Raw genomic sequence first — 14,930 nt, forward strand, 5'->3', positions numbered from 1 at the left:
AGTACAGCTAGACCAATACAAGATGGCGTCAAATTAAGAATAATTACATCTTTATTCGTCATTATTCGACATAGATTCGACATGAAAAGGGGAGTTAATTTTAGCATGACGATTTTGAATATGTCGCCAGAACTTCGGGTCATAAACAGCTATGAGTCACTTTATTACTATTCGGACTCAAAAGATTCTGAAGCCGATGAAATTCTCCGTGAGCAAATTCAGAAAGCATTTGCTGATCACGATGTGCTCCTATCTGATCGGCCAAGCCAAGGGAAACTCCGGGAAGTAATGCTGGACGCCTACAAAGAATCCATGAAAGAATTGGGCGGATCAGATCCGACAGAATTACAAATTAAAGCGTTTACTAAAAACTTTGATCGTTTCACAAAGGATCGGGATAATTTTTATGATGTAACATTTAAAATGTACGAAGCGAATTACCAGGGAGAGTCCGTTGATCTTGCAGCTGAATATGAAAGAAGCGTTCGAAATAACGACGGAATTTCTTCGATTCTGGTAGGACAAACTAATAAGAAAATTGAATACGGGGAAGCCGGTACAAAGATATCGTATATGGCTCACGTTCCTCAAGCTTCTGCCCCTGTTGCTCGCTATGATTATGAGCCGGCTGCGTCTGAATTGATTCGTGGTGATAAAGACGAACCAGAGCTTAACTCAAAGCGGCAATATGCCGTAAATGATCAAGAATTAGAGAGCAACGGGCCGGAAATCTAAAAAACAACATTTTATTTTATACTTATAAGACAGGAAATTAACTGGACTGAGAGGTGTTTTGTTAATGAGCAGGAAAAATATAAACAATCATAATGATGAAGTAGAAGATAATGATGATTCTCATAAAAGTAAAACTAAGAAGTATGGCGATGGAGTTGAAAGAAAACAGAATTATATCATAGAGGTCGCAGCAGAAGCGTCAGGAATTCATCCAGATACGGTCAAGACTGCATTTGATACATGTTGGGCTGTAATACAACATGAATTGGAAGTAGGAAATTGGGTTAAGATGCATGGCAAAGGAACCTTTTATTTATCAAAACGAGGTGCACGAATTGGTCGAAATCCTGCGACTGGGGATGAATTTGAAGTGCCTGAGAGGGAAGCAATGGCTTTCCAAACAAGCCCAGCGTATGGAAAACAATTGCGTGAAATTCGTGCTAAACGCAAGCGTTCAATGAAACAAAATGGGGGAAAATCTTCCCAGAACTGATAAGATGAAACTCTATTCTGATTTGTAGTCAGAAGAGGGATATGTTTTTGACATTAAGGCGTTCAGGTAGAAAGAAGAATGAAATGCGATAAGTGAATTAACTCAAAAGTGGTAATTGAATTTCACTTTTAATATCAAAGACAAATATTGTTCTGTGACCAAAAAACGCGACAATAAACAACTAATCAGAGCATATTTTAGTTCATGAGATATACATTTAATTGGCTCGTGAACTAAAAAAAAAAGACGAACCCAGGAAGAGGGGTTCGTCTTTTTTTATAAATAATAGCAACTATGTTTATATCTCTGATGCTATAATGATCCTTTTGAATTATTCATTAAGGTCATAATAATTACTCGATTTACCATTCATATGTCTGTAATTCCGGAGTAATAGCAGCATCTCGATCAAGCATTATCCAGGTAGCATCATGTTGATGAGCATAGTTAAGAATGGATTGAATACATTCTGGGAACTCTAAAGTTTCATCTTTTTCCTCTGTAGGAACATAAATAAAGTAACCATAATCACCCTTTTTATATTGAATCAAACCTTGAATCTCATCATCAAGAAGTATGCTGTTAACCTCTTCAGTAATGTGCGCTGTGCTAATGGTAACCATTGTTTCGTTTTCAATATGATTCAAGGAGGGTGCTGAAGCACAAGGTGCAAAATATAAAGTCGAACCCGCTAAATCTTTTCCTAGAATCTCCAAATTATATTCTCCTGCTTGTATGCGCTTCAGGTATTCCGAATAAGGGATTTTTGTCCAATCTTCAAAATCGGCAGCTGCATTTTCATAAGCATTTGGCTCAAAGTAAGTTTTGACTTCTTGGATGTCATATTTAAACATCCTTACAGATAGAATGAGTTGCGTTTTCATGGTTTAGCCCTCTTTTATAGTAGATTTGTTTTATTTCGTATAGTAAATATTGTATTTATGGTCAAAGCAGTATTAATTTGTTTCTTCACAACACGGTCACTTTACTGCGCTTACCAAGCGTTGCTTAGCAAAAGATATTATTTGGGAGAAGTATTTAGTGATGTTAGGAGCAACTGTGATTATAAGAAGAACTCCTTTCCACATTCCGTATTGCCGCAGCGGTATTGATCAACACTTTTTTCCATCTCGTAGTTCTTACCATTCCATTCTCCGGATTCAATAAAGCCGCTGCCGATATTTTCAGCATGAGATAGGCACTTTGGACATTTCAGGTCGTCGGAATTCTCATCGGTAGCATGGGCATTATCTAAAGGTTCAACTGGTTTTAATCCGAGCTCCTCTGTTGTCGATGTCTCATAACAATAGGCGCAAGTGAATTGGGATTCGGATTCGGCATCTTGTATACGTGTGAAGACAGTATAGTGATCACCACTGACGTCATCGCACGTTGCTGTGTTCCAGTCAATCTGAGATCCGTTGTGTTGACACTTCGGGCATCGGATCTTCTCATTGTCCATGCCCATGTTGGGAAGTGTGGCATAATTGTTAAAGTTGATGACAACCACCGGTGATTCTTCCGGGTTGTTAACGATGTCGGTAACGCCGCCATTGATATGTATAACTAGCGTATTGTTCATAAGAAGGGCTCCTTTATTTTGAGAAATTTTAATTATGCAGAGGAAATGAGATGAAATTTATCAGCTAGTTGTAGCCTTGCGATCCGATAAAATTCCGGATATTTTTCAGACTATTTAATAGGCTTCAACCAAATCACATCGTCAAAATCAGTGAAACCACCAGCTTCTACAATCTCTTTTAAAGCTTGTTTTCCACCGATTGGATTATACGGGAGATGTCTATCTTTAAATCCAAGATAACCATACTCAGGATGTTTTAAGGCGTATCCGTTAGGTTGTATGTAACCACCTGGAACGTTGAATCGTTGGTGATCTAATTTCTTGATTTCAAGCGCTGCATTTATTTCTTTAGTCTTATTTTTATTGCTGCTTTCATGGACTAGCAATATGGTTCAGCTCCTTTTTGATTAGAAATATTCAAATATTGTATTTGGTTATCTTAAGTTTATTTAGATAACCGAGATATCTATTAGATTAGCCAGAATGTCATGTCTAAATAGAGAAATCACCTGAATAAAAAGGCGAACCCAATCGCGGATTCGCCTTTTTTGTCTTATATGATTATCCGAAACTAAATAAAAAGCTTACTGTGTCCATTGGGCAAATACTTCGACCAGATCCCGTTGTTCCTGTTCGCTCATGCGGACACTTCAAGAATGGGTAGCCCCTCGACGATCAACCGGGCCTTATCTGTTTTTAAGGGCACCACTTGGGTTGTATCGGCCTTGTAAAGCTTGTTGGTGATCCGACCTTGGCTCGCATAATAGTTAAACGAGATACATATATTTTCCCGTTGTTGTTCGGAACTGAAAGAGCATGCTGGATATATATTAGTCCCGGCTTCTCTGGTCATCCATATTACCGATTGGCCATATTCAAAGTATAGATAAACGTCTATGTGATAGAAGTCACCTATATAGTGCTTCACGTTCGTTTCTGCGATTGATCGCATTTGGTTAATAACAGCATGCTTGTTTGGGTTAATTCCCATCGGTAAATAAGCATGATGCCCGCCGTGCTCCTTGTCATATTCGTTCAATGTATCCAGGTCAGCACATGACAAGCCCGGACCAATGAGTGTAATTTGTTTTCGTTTCATCCATAGGGTTCCAGTGTATCCCCAAATAACTGCCTTTTGATTTTTCATTTTTCGACTCCTCTTAAGTTAATGTTGATCGTAGAGAGAATATAAGGTTACATCTAAAATTTATGAAAATACTGAAAATGTTACTGGACGGTAATATTCCATGATGCTGAAGTTTTGTGGTATCTTTTCCTTCGAATTGGGAGACATTCGATCGTCAGAACTTCATTAGTAAGTGATTATAAAAAGAAGAAATTAATAACAGAAAGATATAAATGAAAAAACCGTATGCTATAAGCACACGCTTTTCTCTTGTTTAAATATATTTTTTAATTAAAGCAGAAGTTCATAAAGTCTAATTAAATACAATCTATATATTCATTACTATCTATATAGTTTTTAAAATCCGACAAGATTTTTCTTCCTTCTTTTAAATCATTAAATGCTGCGTTGGTTTCTTCAGCGCTTCTAAAGCGGAAAGAAAATCTATAAGTTTCTCCAGCCTTTGGCGCATAAGCTCCTTTATGAGTCGTCTTTGATTTTGGATAACTTGCTAATACATCTGCACGATTATGGAAGGTGTAGTCTTCGCTCCAGTCTTCAATTTGAATATTGGTCCCGTCTTTTAAAGTCCCTGTTTTCACTACCTTCATTGTTTTGCCTCCATTAAAAAATTTATACGATCTAACTGATGTGATGATTCTAAAGATATGGTCTACGAGGTTTGTGTTAGATTCTTACTTCATACAGTTCTTAGGACGGATGTTATCCATTAGATAGACGAGCCCCCGGCCATGGTTATTGTCAAACCAGCCCCAGATGATTTCTCTTGACATTCCCTTTTTGAAGACTGTCCAATCCTCAGAAAGTACCAACACTTCATCATCCGGATCTTCAACGAAAGGTATATTCCCTAAATCGAGCCACATCATTTCTAATTCTTTATTACTAAATTTCGTAGATGCTTGATTCATTCGACATTCTCCTCTAATAACTTATTTTGTGATATATTTTCCTGCAGATGGATCGAATACACAGGTACAGCCGTCTTTGAAACCCCAGGTAGTTCAATGTTTGGTTGTTTTATCGAATATGAGAGTTAATGTGTAAATGTTTTACCGTTAGCGGTATATTCCCACTCATTGTTGATACTCATATCTTTAAAGTTTTCTAGCGAGTAGTAATGCTCATAATCAGAATCGATTGACTCTTGGAAAGAAGTTAGACATTTATGCATTAGATCTTTAAAATTAGTATCCTTATCGGAATTTTTTAAGAATCTGTATACAGGTTCTAGTATATTGTCGTCCATGTAATATCCTGTAAGGACACAACTATTATGAAGAATTACGTTTGAATATCTGTGCTTATACGTATACGTTCCTTCTATGTATTTGCCTATAGTTGAGTAGTATTTACCTTTGAAAAGTCGGTCTCCATAATTGTTATAAATGTATGTAGCAAGGCGTATACCTGATAGATTTTCAATGTCATTATCTTCTGTGAATCTAAAATCTATTCCATGTAAGCTATTGTAATACCACTCGCCAACACTGATCGGGAACAAGTCCTCAAATGCTTTTATCGTTTCTCTATGTTCCTCAACTGATGGATAAAAATCATCGTTTTGAAAATATTCCAATGCTGTATTTAGCGCACTCTCATCAAGTTCATTTACTGTATATACATTTACGATATGTTCTCTCATGCTTATCATCCTTTTCCTTCTATATTTTTTAATCTTCTAATGGATACATAAAAAGAGTGTGGAATTCCACACTCTCCAAAAGGTTTGTCATATTATGATTTTAATTGTTCCTGCTATTATATTTAAGTTGCATTCTTCCTTATCAATATCTTCTGCCCAATCGTATCTATCATCCTCATCAACGGAATCAGGTATATAGCTATCACCATCGGTTATGGCATTTCCACTTTCTAACGCTTCATTTATAGCTTTTTCTGGGTCGATCAAAAACAATTCTGGATCAACTTCAACTTCTACACCAAGTCTAAACCACATCTTTTGTCTTTCTCTTTCCATACTATTTAACCTCCTTTGCCTGTGCAATCAATGCATATATGTTTTTGTTGTATACATTTTCGTCTTTGCCTTCCCCGCCCATTGCATACACTCGGTGTTCTCTCAAGTTTTCGCCATGGAAAGATGTATCGATGCATGTTTCAATTTTGCTTGTCTGCATTAAGCAAATTGTTGCAAAGTTGCCATTTGGTAACTTGATAGAAATGGTGTTCATGTAATCATCAGTTCTTGGAGCTAAGTGTGACATATCAACCAAGTAATGATTACAATTGTTATATGTGGCATATCCTTTTTGTTGTGCTTGCTCTTTAGATTGGTTTACGAAGAATAATTGATTCTGATTTTTCATTTAAATTACCCCTTTTTGTTTTAATTTGTTTGAATGTTCATAGATATCTTCATTGAAGATTGAGCAATTTTCTATGAAAGTTCATCTATTTTACCGGTTATCCAGCTTTACCAGGATAACTTAGTTAATGTTCATTATAGAGTTGAATATATGGGTCACATTTAAATAAGTGGAAGTAATGAAACATATCTTCAAGAAGTCAAAGGATCTTTAATTTTCTTATCGTCTGAACATATATCTAGTTATCTTCACATATAAAATGATGTGCCCATCTCTCATCGTTATTCCATCTCAAATGATTTATAAATTGTTGTATGCTCAGAGTTTTTGGAATATAATTTAAGGTGAATAATTAAATTATAGAGACTCCAGTATGCAGAATGCTGTTATGTCACAGGAAATTAAGGAGGGAACTATTATGAATATCGTACATAAAGAATGTGGTAACGACTTTGCACCTGAGCAGGTAGTAGTTAAACGTAAGGACCAATATGAAGGGTTAGAATCGTTTGTCTTCGATTGTCCGTGTTGTGGTGCTGAAACCAATACTATGGATTGTGAGTAGGTCTAATGTGTAGCACTGATGAATCCGAAATAAAGAAATAGAAAAAAGGTGAGAAAATAATGGGGAGTACTGAAGCAATATCCATGAAAAGACTCAGGCAACAACGTAGGAAGGACTCCAGGTGTGGAGAATGTGGTGAACAATCTTCTAATACATATTTATGTAATGAATGTAATGAGAGGAGGGCAGATCAAAAACTTCAACGAAAATTATACAGATTAAGCAAAAACTTGTGTGTACGATGTGGAAATCATCCATCTATAAAGGATAACGAAAGAAATTTATGTTATGGATGTAATAGTGTCTATCCAAATTTACCGATACGAAGATTAAGGAAATGGAAAGTTAAGAATTATGAGCTATACCATGCAATGATGGAGAAGTCTTGTTCAACAAAACAACTTGCCGATTACATAGGAATAAGCGATCGGACTGTATGTAGATGGGTTTTCGACAATGTAGTACCTAAAGATGATAATGCTTGGAAGGCAGCTCGATATTTTAATGTGAATGTGACAGATTTATTTAAGGGTTTTGGATTAAAATAAATTTCATAACTTTAGAGCACAAACCAATGATGAACATATAAACCATGTAGGGATAATTATTATAATTTTAAGGAGGAAATGATCTACCACATGAGCAGCTCAGATCTTATGATTTTTGGAATCGAAATATTAAACTGTGAAGACATTGATGTTTCAGATGCAAGTATTCAATATAATGGAGTTACATTTTTAATCGATTCATTATCCAAATATGATGGAATGACAATAGAGGTATTTCATGATTGGACGTTTAAAATTTGGGATGATAAAGGAAATATTTTAGAGACGTTCTTTCTTATTGAAAACGATGAGTTTAGAGAGAAATTATATGGAATGTATCCATTAAAATAAAAGAAGAGGCTAATAGGGATCGGAATCATACTGGGCAAGGCCCACCAAAGGAGAGAAATAAGATGAATGAAGTATGGTTGATCTGTAAAAAAGACGGTAAGGCATCGGCTCATAAACTCGCTGAGCAGGATGTCGAGGGTTATGTAAATGCATTACGAGACAAAGGATTCGAAGAATTTGAAATTTCCAAGCCAGAATACGGTATTAATAATCAAGGTAGATTTGAAGTTGATTCGAACCATGTCGTTGCTGAATTTGGAACATATGCTGCGCATCAACCTGGGTACGAAAAATTTAAGCAATTAGGAGTACTGGATGATTATGTTTACCAGTCGCTAGTTCACATGGGGAATGCCTCTCACCAACTATCATGGGCGCTTACGGTGCTTGAACATACAGATGTATCTAACGAGTTACAAGAAGAAATCAGACAAGTGGTCACTGCTATCCCTAAACTGCAGGAGAAGCTCAGAACGTAGTTTCATTTAAATGTGTGATGTACGCATTTTACTTGCCGCAAGTTTTTGCTGACTGATAGAATAATTCAAAAAAGCCAGAGGATAAAATTCCTGTGGCTTTTTTTGCAAATAAAACATTTTGATATATTTACCAGTCGTTTTTAAAGTTTTAGTGTTAAAACCTTTTTAAAAGTCGTCTTCAATGTCATCTTCATAACCATCTTCATATCTCATTTGTGTTTCCCATTCAATATCCGCATCGGATGCATCTTCATCCAATGCTAGCGAATCAGTATAATCCTTTCTTCTCCTAATATCCTCATAAATTTCCCACTCTTGATAAGCATCGTGATCCCTTGGATCAGGTGGTGTACTGCGATTATTATTTCTCCCCATGACATTTCCTCCTATAAATATATCTTGTAGCATTACAAAGATTTATATCGACCTATTGCAATAAAATATGTAATTATTTCAGAGGTTAGGAATATCCGTGGCAAGACTCTAGGTGTGCGGAATGTGGTGAACAATCTTCTAATATATACTTATGTAAGGAATGTAATGAGAGAAGAGCTGCACAAAAACTTCAACTAAACTTATATACAGATTAAGCAAAAGCTTGTGTGTACGATGTGGAAATCATCCATCTATTAAGGATAACGAAAGAAATCTATGCTATGGTTGTAATAGTGTTTATCCAAATTTACCGGTACGAAAATTAAGGAAATGTAAAGTTAAGAATCACGAGCTATATCATACAATGATGGAGAAGCCTTGTTCAACAAAACAACTTGCCGATTACGATCGGACTGTATGTAGATGGTAGATGGGTTGTCGACAATGTAGTACCTAAAGAGGAAAGGCAGCTCGATATTTCAATGTAAGTGTTACTTTATTTAAGCGTTTTGGATTAAAATAAATATTTCATAACTTTAGTTCGAAATTTCAACAAATGTTGAGGATAATGGCAATGAAAGCGAGCTACAAGATGGGGGGTGGAATGTTAAGTAGTTTTAAATAATAATAGAAGATAATAACTTATTCTTATAATAGTGAATGAGAAAAACAACCGATATAATTACCGGTTGCAATTCTCATTATAGATACCTAATTAGGCATCCACATCTCCAATATAAGTATCATGCATATACCAATTTCCTGTCGCTGTGAATCTCACTTCGATGTGTCCTGAGACGTCTCCGATTAATTTAATATATTTGTACTTTGCATCAGCCACAAGATCGTAAGCGGTATCATCTATTTTATAAGCTAATTTATTTGTTATCTCGCCGGTCCATCCGAAAAATCCTGAGGCACTTGCACTAATAGGATTTTGTACGGTCTTAATCTTAGTGGTTGAATCATCATAAGTGTATGATGCACTAACATTGATATCATATAACTTAACACCAGCTACATTAACAGAGAAGTAACCAGAAGCAGTTTTATTTTGTATAGTTCGTGAATTTGCTGTTTCATTAGAATTAGTTGGTGTTGTAATGCCTCCACCAGCTTCAACATAAAATCCATTGCCTAAATCAATCTTTTGATATGGGTTTTCACTTGATACATTAAGTTCAGTTAGTGCAATGTTTACATTTTCAATTGTTGGAATTTCATCTAGAGTGAACGATTTACCTATTTTTTTTAATTCTGAGTTATTGTTCAAACTCTCAACTGATATAAGAGGACTATTGTTTGTTACCTCCTTAGTTGATCCAGAATCAGCATAGGCACTTCCTGCGATTAAACCGGTAAATAGAGCTGCTGTTGTTAATACTTTGGCTACTTTTGTAAGGTTTTTCATATAATTCCTCCTAAAATGTATTTGAGTACATTATAAATTATACTATAATAAGTAATAATTAGGAGATAGTTTCCATATAGAGAGGTGAAAATATGAATAAATATGTATTATTTTCGACAAAACTAGCTATCTACTTGACAATTATCTTTATTATGATAGATCTTTCTTTTAAGTTTCAAAAATATCTGATTAATGAAATTTCTAACGATCTTGTTATCTTGATGTCTCCTATAATCCCTTTTTTATTATTTGGTTTTATTGGGGGTTTTTATCCTGTTATAAATAGGAGAACAACAAATAAAAAAAGAGGATATCGTAAAAATCATTCAAAAAAATTGTATGCAATAATTATTTCATCCTTACTCATCACATTAATATTTGTTCTTTTGAGTTTATACACCAGTCTGTTTACAATGAATTTATTATTGGGATTTTTAACATATGGTTTGTGGATAGCGACAGGATTTCTAACATCGCAGCTATTAGCCAGTAGAAAGGTCTAAGTTACAACCTTTTGCATTTACAAAACAAACTTCATTGAGGAGGCCCAAGCAAACAAAGAAGTCCGTTTATGATAGATACAATACAAACCCAGCGCCAATGCGGTGTTGGGTTTGTTTAAAATGTTGTGATGAGCCTCTATTATTTAATATTCTCGTTTTTTCCTTCAGTTGTCGTATCATTAGTTTTTTTTTGTTTTTTCATATTATTTTCTAATTCATAAATTTTTTGAATTTTTTCTTGCCAAATCAGTTTTTCTTCTAGTATAGCCTCTTTCAAAGATAAAGCATGCTCTCGTTTTAAGCTCTCCGTAATTTGCTTGAATTCAAATTCCTTTCGATCTAGTTTTTCTTCAGCCTCTTTAATTTGGATTTCACTATTCTTTTTAAATTGAGTAAATTCATCTTTTTGCTTACTAACGATTTCCTCTAAATATGATATATCCTCCTTATGCTTACCCTTCAGATTATTCATTTCAATTTTCAATTGTTCATTCTCTTTTTTTAATTCATTAAAAGCCTCTACCTCTTTTTCCAGTGTTTGAATTTTATCATTTAAGAGTCGGTTCATTTCATCCAAGGTTTCTGCTGACTTAGCATACTGATTCATCATTACCTGAAGATCTTTATTTTCAAGAATAGTACGATCTAACTCTTCAGTATATTTCTTGTTTTCGTTTGTAAGATCAGCCACCTGACCCTTAAGATCTTTCAATTCGATTTTAGAAACTTCCACTAACTTTTTAGCTTCCTCTTTGCTCTCAATTACAGCTGTTTCTCCACGCTGATACATTCTGATAAACAAATTAAAAATGATATTCATGTGTTTCTCTAGATCCTTTAAGTCATATTCAAGCTCTGGGTTCGTTTCACGAATGTTATGTAAGGCTTCTAACGCCATAAGAGACTTGAGCCACTCAGCGCCCTCCATACCTGACTCTGCTATCTTCTCATTCACTATTTTTTTAAAATCACTATCCATTTTAATTGATTTAACATCGTCTTTAGCCATTAAACATTCTCCTTTCAGTAAACCAGTAAACCCTTGATATATATAGTAGTTTACCGGTTTACCGTATAATTTAGTATAACTATAACACAAAAATTGAAGTCCATATAGCATGTATTTTGCGCAAATAGGTGGTATAATAACAAAAGAATCCTAAGTTCCGATAATATAAAGGTATCGGAACTTAGGATTCTATAGAAAAAGAGGGAGGGGATGTGATGTTTGTTGATGTGTGAGATGAAGAGAGATACGAGAAAGAAGAAGGAACTATGAAGATACGGGATCAGGTCTATTCTTAATTGTATTCCCAAAAGAAAGGTTTTTATTCTTAGACATTCAAAAAAAGGCCCTGGTTAGTTATTAGTGCAATACAATATAAATCAGGTAAGGATCTTAGTCACTAGATTTGATATTGGAGGGGTTTAAATGAACGATGGTATGCCTAACTTAGGAGTCACTTCAACTGAAAAACATGATCGTACACTACAAGTAGATGTTGGTGAAACACTATCAAATCTTATGGACCAAGCCAATACATATATATCAGCTGCAAAAGCTAAAAATACCGTGCGTTCATATCAATCAGACTGGAGACATTTTACATCATGGTGCGAAAACTTTGGATTAGCTTCGTTACCTACTACCGAGGAGACTTATGCGCTCTACCTTACGAATCTTGCTAAAGACGGATTTAAAGCAAGCACAATTCAAAGACGGATAAGTGCCATTTCCCAAGCACATACTGCTGCGGGTTATGAGTCACCTAACACCAATAAAATTCGTATGGTATGGGCTGGTATTAAACGTACGATCGGAACTGAAGAAAAAGGAAAAGAGCCTATCATCCTAGATATACTTAAACAAATTCTGGATGTCATCCCTGATCGACTCTTAGGGATTCGAGATCGTGCATTACTCTTACTTGGATTTGCAGGTGCTTTCCGGAGAAGTGAACTTATAGGTATTGATGTAGAGGATATTAAGACAGTTAAAGAAGGAATTGTGATTTCTCTAAAATCTTCTAAGACAAACCAAGAAGGAAAAAAAGAAGTAGTAGCTATTCCATATGGAGAAAATCCGGATACATGTCCTGTTCATGCTATTAATAAGTGGTTAGAAGTTGCTAATATATCAGAAGGAGCCTTGTTTAGATCCATTAATAGGCATGGGCAAGTTTCTGAGAAGAGATTATCTAGTAAAGCAGTCTCTATTATAGTAAAACGATATATGAATGTTGTAGGTCTTAATGAAGAGGACTATGCAGGGCATAGTTTACGTTCTGGGTTTGCGACAACTGCAGCCATGCTAGGAAAAAGTGAAAGATCGATAATGAAGCAATCTCGTCATAAATCTGCTTATATGGTTCGGAAATATATAAGACATACCTCCTTATTTGAAGAAAATGCAGCTACAGATATTGGATTATAAGAGAGGTAGAGTCCAGAAACATAAGGTTTTACCGGAGATTGTTATTTTAAATGAAAGGATGACATCATGATGCCTACACTATGGACTGGAAGAAGCAAAAAGAGCAATACGAAAAGAAAAAAGGGAGCAAAACCAGCTCCACCGAAGAAACTTACAAAATCTCAAAGTACCTCCCAACGTATACAAGCAGAGATGCGAGCAAAAAAAAGGTACGATGCGCGTGTATGGAAAGGTTTTGGCGAACCGCAACCGGCTGGAAAAGTTAAAAAATATACTCTGTCCCCTGAAGAAATAGAAGAACTACTTAACAAAAAAGTATAATCCACTAAATAAACCGGCGGCCACAGTCACATCAACGATTTATCTGTTTGGATAATTATAGTCTTCTGAAGGAGATAAAATACTAATGTATGATGAAGAGATTCACATTTGTAATGATTGTTATGAAATATTCACTAATTTTCTAGAAGTGAATGGCCATGTTGATATTGAAGATTATTGCACATCATTAGAAAATAACGAAGATTCTTTAAATTGTGAAATTTGTAAAAGTAGCAGTAGTGAATATGTTTATTCCAATATAGGATCTATTATTATAGACGTGGCTGACGAATTATCAAAAGATATAAGCGGTTGCGAATTTTGTGAAGGTTTTGATCGTGCTAACTTTGTTCATGCATTCAATAAAGATACGGATCTTACTTCAAGAATGGATTTAGATGATTGTAACGGGAGCACTGTATCAGAATATTTACAAGAGCACGAACAAGAAGTTCCTTTTGAACTTGTAAATTTCTTCGCAAAGTTAATAATCTGTCCTTGCGGATATGGCCGAGAGTCCAATCATCGCAAAAATAATCCCACCGGGGGTGTGTTCAATTGTTACAGTGATATTTACACGGAAAGCGATATGAATAATTTCTATGGTTTTGAATATGAAAGATTCTCTGAGTTTGGTAAAAAATATGGTGAATATTTTTCTCCTCAAGAATTATTGGACTTTAAGGAACACATTTCAAAATATCCATTATTGGCATTCAACCATGCAGTGGGGGAAGCCATTTTTAATACTATAAAAAAACATTTTGAAGCAGGAGAATATAAAACGGTCCTACCAGGAACCGCTACCTTATACAGAGGAAGATCACGAAAAAGAGATGTAATAAATTCTTATAGCGATGCAGACATGTGGTCACCACCACCTGGGTTATCGTCTCATGGACGTTTTAATAGCGTAGGATTTTCTATACTTTACTTAAGTAACCATATAGATGCTATCCCATATGAAATTAATCCATTGACAGATGAAGTTATTGACATAGCAGAGTTTAAATTGAAGAATGAAATAAAAATATTTGATATAGGAAATTTTGACGGTGAATTCAGCGGATTTTTTGAAGAAAAAAATGTAGAGACTAAATTATTGAAACAAGCATACTTGCTACCAAATTATATTGGAGTTTGTTGTAATTACCTCGGATATGATGGAGTCATGTATGAAGGTGTTCATCAAAAATCAGCAGGTAAAGAATACTCGAATTATGCACTATTTAATATTAATAAAGAAGATAGTACATTGAGCGTCAACAGCATTACAGCTTATGATTTAAGTTTCCATATTGATTTAATAAAGAACTATTTTTAAATAATTGGGATGTGAAATTTTGTGTGCTTTGCAAGTTGCCAAACCTTTGTTGTCCATCAGATCCAGAACACAGGACATAGGCAGCATAAAAGCAATGTTTACCTATTAAAATCTATGAGAAGTGAGAATTGAAGGTCTGATAGTGACTATTAGAGCTACATTTAGTACAAGAAAACTACACAGCATGGAATTTCAGAATGATTCAGGGTTTATTCTCTTGACTCGCTGTCTATACTGGGAGTAAGCGTTCGGCGGCCGCCATACATACGCTAAAACAAATGAGATGCGCATCTCTATTTTTGTTATTCCAAAGGCCACGGAAGATAAAAATA

22 protein-coding genes are annotated in these 14,930 nt (G+C 35.1%); 10 read left to right on the forward strand and 12 right to left on the reverse strand.

Annotated elements, in window-relative coordinates; all coding sequences use genetic code 11:
* Window positions 1–105: 105 nt before the first annotated feature.
* Together H9647_RS19915 and H9647_RS19920 are read left to right on the forward strand one after the other, a co-directional pair.
* Window positions 106–735 (forward strand): hypothetical protein, encoded by a 630-nt coding sequence (locus tag H9647_RS19915; RefSeq protein ID WP_191803301.1) that lies wholly within the window; start codon window positions 106–108, stop codon window positions 733–735.
* Window positions 736–799: 64 nt separating this feature from the next.
* Window positions 800–1,228: an HU family DNA-binding protein gene (locus H9647_RS19920; RefSeq protein WP_191803303.1), complete on the forward strand. Its 429-nt coding sequence runs from the start codon at window positions 800–802 to the stop codon at window positions 1,226–1,228.
* Window positions 1,229–1,590: 362 nt separating this feature from the next.
* Here H9647_RS19920 and H9647_RS19925 read toward each other — a convergent pair whose 3' ends face one another.
* The 9 genes from H9647_RS19925 to H9647_RS19965 all read right to left on the reverse strand — a co-directional run bounded on the left by H9647_RS19925 (window position 1,591) and on the right by H9647_RS19965 (window position 6,287).
* Window positions 1,591–2,112, reverse strand: coding sequence for a DUF5983 family protein (locus tag H9647_RS19925; protein ID WP_191803304.1), 522 nt, complete (start codon window positions 2,110–2,112; stop codon window positions 1,591–1,593).
* Window positions 2,113–2,291: 179 nt separating this feature from the next.
* Window positions 2,292–2,810, reverse strand: a complete 519-nt coding sequence (locus tag H9647_RS19930) for a hypothetical protein (protein WP_191803306.1) — start codon at window positions 2,808–2,810, stop codon at window positions 2,292–2,294.
* 110 nt (window positions 2,811–2,920) lie between these two features.
* Window positions 2,921–3,196, reverse strand: a complete 276-nt coding sequence (locus H9647_RS19935) for a hypothetical protein (RefSeq protein WP_191803308.1) — start codon at window positions 3,194–3,196, stop codon at window positions 2,921–2,923.
* A gap of 251 nt (window positions 3,197–3,447) precedes the next feature.
* A complete protein-coding gene (locus tag H9647_RS19940; RefSeq protein WP_191803310.1) occupies window positions 3,448–3,957 on the reverse strand; it encodes a hypothetical protein in 510 nt (169 codons plus the stop codon).
* Window positions 3,958–4,253: 296 nt separating this feature from the next.
* A complete protein-coding gene (locus H9647_RS19945; protein WP_191803312.1) occupies window positions 4,254–4,547 on the reverse strand; it encodes a hypothetical protein in 294 nt (97 codons plus the stop codon).
* Window positions 4,548–4,631: 84 nt separating this feature from the next.
* A complete protein-coding gene (locus H9647_RS19950; protein ID WP_191803314.1) occupies window positions 4,632–4,868 on the reverse strand; it encodes a hypothetical protein in 237 nt (78 codons plus the stop codon).
* Window positions 4,869–4,993: 125 nt separating this feature from the next.
* Window positions 4,994–5,602, reverse strand: coding sequence for a hypothetical protein (locus tag H9647_RS19955; protein ID WP_191803316.1), 609 nt, complete (start codon window positions 5,600–5,602; stop codon window positions 4,994–4,996).
* Window positions 5,603–5,689: 87 nt separating this feature from the next.
* Window positions 5,690–5,938: a hypothetical protein gene (locus tag H9647_RS19960; protein ID WP_191803318.1), complete on the reverse strand. Its 249-nt coding sequence runs from the start codon at window positions 5,936–5,938 to the stop codon at window positions 5,690–5,692.
* A 1-nt stretch (window position 5,939) separates the two neighbouring features.
* Entirely contained in the window at window positions 5,940–6,287 is a 348-nt protein-coding gene (locus tag H9647_RS19965; RefSeq protein ID WP_191803320.1) for a hypothetical protein, read from the reverse strand.
* A 418-nt stretch (window positions 6,288–6,705) separates the two neighbouring features.
* On the opposite strand from H9647_RS19965, the gene H9647_RS19970 reads away from it, so the two are divergent.
* The 4 genes from H9647_RS19970 to H9647_RS19985 all read left to right on the forward strand — a co-directional run bounded on the left by H9647_RS19970 (window position 6,706) and on the right by H9647_RS19985 (window position 8,230).
* The gene (locus H9647_RS19970) at window positions 6,706–6,852 is read left to right on the forward strand and encodes a hypothetical protein (RefSeq protein WP_191803322.1); all 147 of its coding nucleotides are present in this window, start codon (window positions 6,706–6,708) and stop codon (window positions 6,850–6,852) included.
* A gap of 59 nt (window positions 6,853–6,911) precedes the next feature.
* On the forward strand, window positions 6,912–7,400 hold the full coding sequence (locus H9647_RS19975; RefSeq protein WP_191803324.1) for a helix-turn-helix transcriptional regulator: 489 nt from the start codon (window positions 6,912–6,914) through the stop codon (window positions 7,398–7,400).
* A 108-nt stretch (window positions 7,401–7,508) separates the two neighbouring features.
* The gene (locus tag H9647_RS19980) at window positions 7,509–7,751 is read left to right on the forward strand and encodes a hypothetical protein (RefSeq protein WP_225229433.1); all 243 of its coding nucleotides are present in this window, start codon (window positions 7,509–7,511) and stop codon (window positions 7,749–7,751) included.
* Between the two features lie 62 nt (window positions 7,752–7,813).
* Window positions 7,814–8,230, forward strand: a complete 417-nt coding sequence (locus H9647_RS19985) for a hypothetical protein (RefSeq protein ID WP_191803473.1) — start codon at window positions 7,814–7,816, stop codon at window positions 8,228–8,230.
* Window positions 8,231–8,395: 165 nt separating this feature from the next.
* Here the strand turns inward: H9647_RS19985 and H9647_RS19990 are convergent, their stop codons facing one another.
* Window positions 8,396–8,605, reverse strand: a complete 210-nt coding sequence (locus tag H9647_RS19990) for a hypothetical protein (RefSeq protein ID WP_191803326.1) — start codon at window positions 8,603–8,605, stop codon at window positions 8,396–8,398.
* Between the two features lie 715 nt (window positions 8,606–9,320).
* Window positions 9,321–10,016, reverse strand: a complete 696-nt coding sequence (locus H9647_RS19995) for a hypothetical protein (protein WP_191803328.1) — start codon at window positions 10,014–10,016, stop codon at window positions 9,321–9,323.
* Between the two features lie 92 nt (window positions 10,017–10,108).
* Between H9647_RS19995 and H9647_RS20000 the strand changes: the two genes are divergently transcribed.
* On the forward strand, window positions 10,109–10,519 hold the full coding sequence (locus H9647_RS20000) for a voltage-gated chloride channel family protein (RefSeq protein ID WP_191803330.1): 411 nt from the start codon (window positions 10,109–10,111) through the stop codon (window positions 10,517–10,519).
* 139 nt (window positions 10,520–10,658) lie between these two features.
* Here the strand turns inward: H9647_RS20000 and H9647_RS20005 are convergent, their stop codons facing one another.
* Window positions 10,659–11,528, reverse strand: a complete 870-nt coding sequence (locus H9647_RS20005; RefSeq protein WP_191803332.1) for a hypothetical protein — start codon at window positions 11,526–11,528, stop codon at window positions 10,659–10,661.
* 423 nt (window positions 11,529–11,951) lie between these two features.
* On the opposite strand from H9647_RS20005, the gene H9647_RS20010 reads away from it, so the two are divergent.
* The 3 genes from H9647_RS20010 (at window position 11,952) to H9647_RS20020 (ending at window position 14,598) form a co-directional block, all read left to right on the forward strand.
* On the forward strand, window positions 11,952–12,953 hold the full coding sequence (locus tag H9647_RS20010) for a site-specific integrase (protein ID WP_225229434.1): 1,002 nt from the start codon (window positions 11,952–11,954) through the stop codon (window positions 12,951–12,953).
* 66 nt (window positions 12,954–13,019) lie between these two features.
* Window positions 13,020–13,274 (forward strand): hypothetical protein, encoded by a 255-nt coding sequence (locus H9647_RS20015; protein WP_191803334.1) that lies wholly within the window; start codon window positions 13,020–13,022, stop codon window positions 13,272–13,274.
* Window positions 13,275–13,359: 85 nt separating this feature from the next.
* A complete protein-coding gene (locus tag H9647_RS20020; protein ID WP_191803336.1) occupies window positions 13,360–14,598 on the forward strand; it encodes an RES family NAD+ phosphorylase in 1,239 nt (412 codons plus the stop codon).
* Window positions 14,599–14,930 lie beyond the last annotated feature (332 nt).

Source organism: Paenibacillus gallinarum, from assembly GCF_014836635.1.
In the GTDB taxonomy this organism is placed as follows: Bacteria; Bacillota; Bacilli; order Paenibacillales; family Paenibacillaceae; genus Paenibacillus; species Paenibacillus gallinarum.

Excerpts from the sequence above, each read along its gene's own strand:
- H9647_RS19915 (WP_191803301.1), top strand. The coding sequence starts at position 106 with ATGACGATTTTGAATATGTCGCCAGAACTTCGGGTCATAAACAGCTAT.
- H9647_RS19920 (WP_191803303.1), top strand. The coding sequence starts at position 800 with ATGAGCAGGAAAAATATAAACAATCATAATGATGAAGTAGAAGATAAT.
- H9647_RS19925 (WP_191803304.1), bottom strand. The coding sequence starts at position 2,112 with ATGAAAACGCAACTCATTCTATCTGTAAGGATGTTTAAATATGACATC.
- H9647_RS19930 (WP_191803306.1), bottom strand. The coding sequence starts at position 2,810 with ATGAACAATACGCTAGTTATACATATCAATGGCGGCGTTACCGACATC.
- H9647_RS19940 (WP_191803310.1), bottom strand. The coding sequence starts at position 3,957 with ATGAAAAATCAAAAGGCAGTTATTTGGGGATACACTGGAACCCTATGG.
- H9647_RS19945 (WP_191803312.1), bottom strand. The coding sequence starts at position 4,547 with ATGAAGGTAGTGAAAACAGGGACTTTAAAAGACGGGACCAATATTCAA.
- H9647_RS19950 (WP_191803314.1), bottom strand. The coding sequence starts at position 4,868 with ATGAATCAAGCATCTACGAAATTTAGTAATAAAGAATTAGAAATGATG.
- H9647_RS19955 (WP_191803316.1), bottom strand. The coding sequence starts at position 5,602 with ATGAGAGAACATATCGTAAATGTATATACAGTAAATGAACTTGATGAG.
- H9647_RS19960 (WP_191803318.1), bottom strand. The coding sequence starts at position 5,938 with ATGGAAAGAGAAAGACAAAAGATGTGGTTTAGACTTGGTGTAGAAGTT.
- H9647_RS19965 (WP_191803320.1), bottom strand. The coding sequence starts at position 6,287 with ATGAAAAATCAGAATCAATTATTCTTCGTAAACCAATCTAAAGAGCAA.
- H9647_RS19970 (WP_191803322.1), top strand. The coding sequence starts at position 6,706 with ATGAATATCGTACATAAAGAATGTGGTAACGACTTTGCACCTGAGCAG.
- H9647_RS19975 (WP_191803324.1), top strand. The coding sequence starts at position 6,912 with ATGGGGAGTACTGAAGCAATATCCATGAAAAGACTCAGGCAACAACGT.
- H9647_RS19980 (WP_225229433.1), top strand. The coding sequence starts at position 7,509 with ATGATTTTTGGAATCGAAATATTAAACTGTGAAGACATTGATGTTTCA.
- H9647_RS19985 (WP_191803473.1), top strand. The coding sequence starts at position 7,814 with ATGAATGAAGTATGGTTGATCTGTAAAAAAGACGGTAAGGCATCGGCT.
- H9647_RS19990 (WP_191803326.1), bottom strand. The coding sequence starts at position 8,605 with ATGGGGAGAAATAATAATCGCAGTACACCACCTGATCCAAGGGATCAC.
- H9647_RS19995 (WP_191803328.1), bottom strand. The coding sequence starts at position 10,016 with ATGAAAAACCTTACAAAAGTAGCCAAAGTATTAACAACAGCAGCTCTA.
- H9647_RS20000 (WP_191803330.1), top strand. The coding sequence starts at position 10,109 with ATGAATAAATATGTATTATTTTCGACAAAACTAGCTATCTACTTGACA.
- H9647_RS20005 (WP_191803332.1), bottom strand. The coding sequence starts at position 11,528 with ATGGCTAAAGACGATGTTAAATCAATTAAAATGGATAGTGATTTTAAA.
- H9647_RS20010 (WP_225229434.1), top strand. The coding sequence starts at position 11,952 with ATGAACGATGGTATGCCTAACTTAGGAGTCACTTCAACTGAAAAACAT.
- H9647_RS20015 (WP_191803334.1), top strand. The coding sequence starts at position 13,020 with ATGATGCCTACACTATGGACTGGAAGAAGCAAAAAGAGCAATACGAAA.
- H9647_RS20020 (WP_191803336.1), top strand. The coding sequence starts at position 13,360 with ATGTATGATGAAGAGATTCACATTTGTAATGATTGTTATGAAATATTC.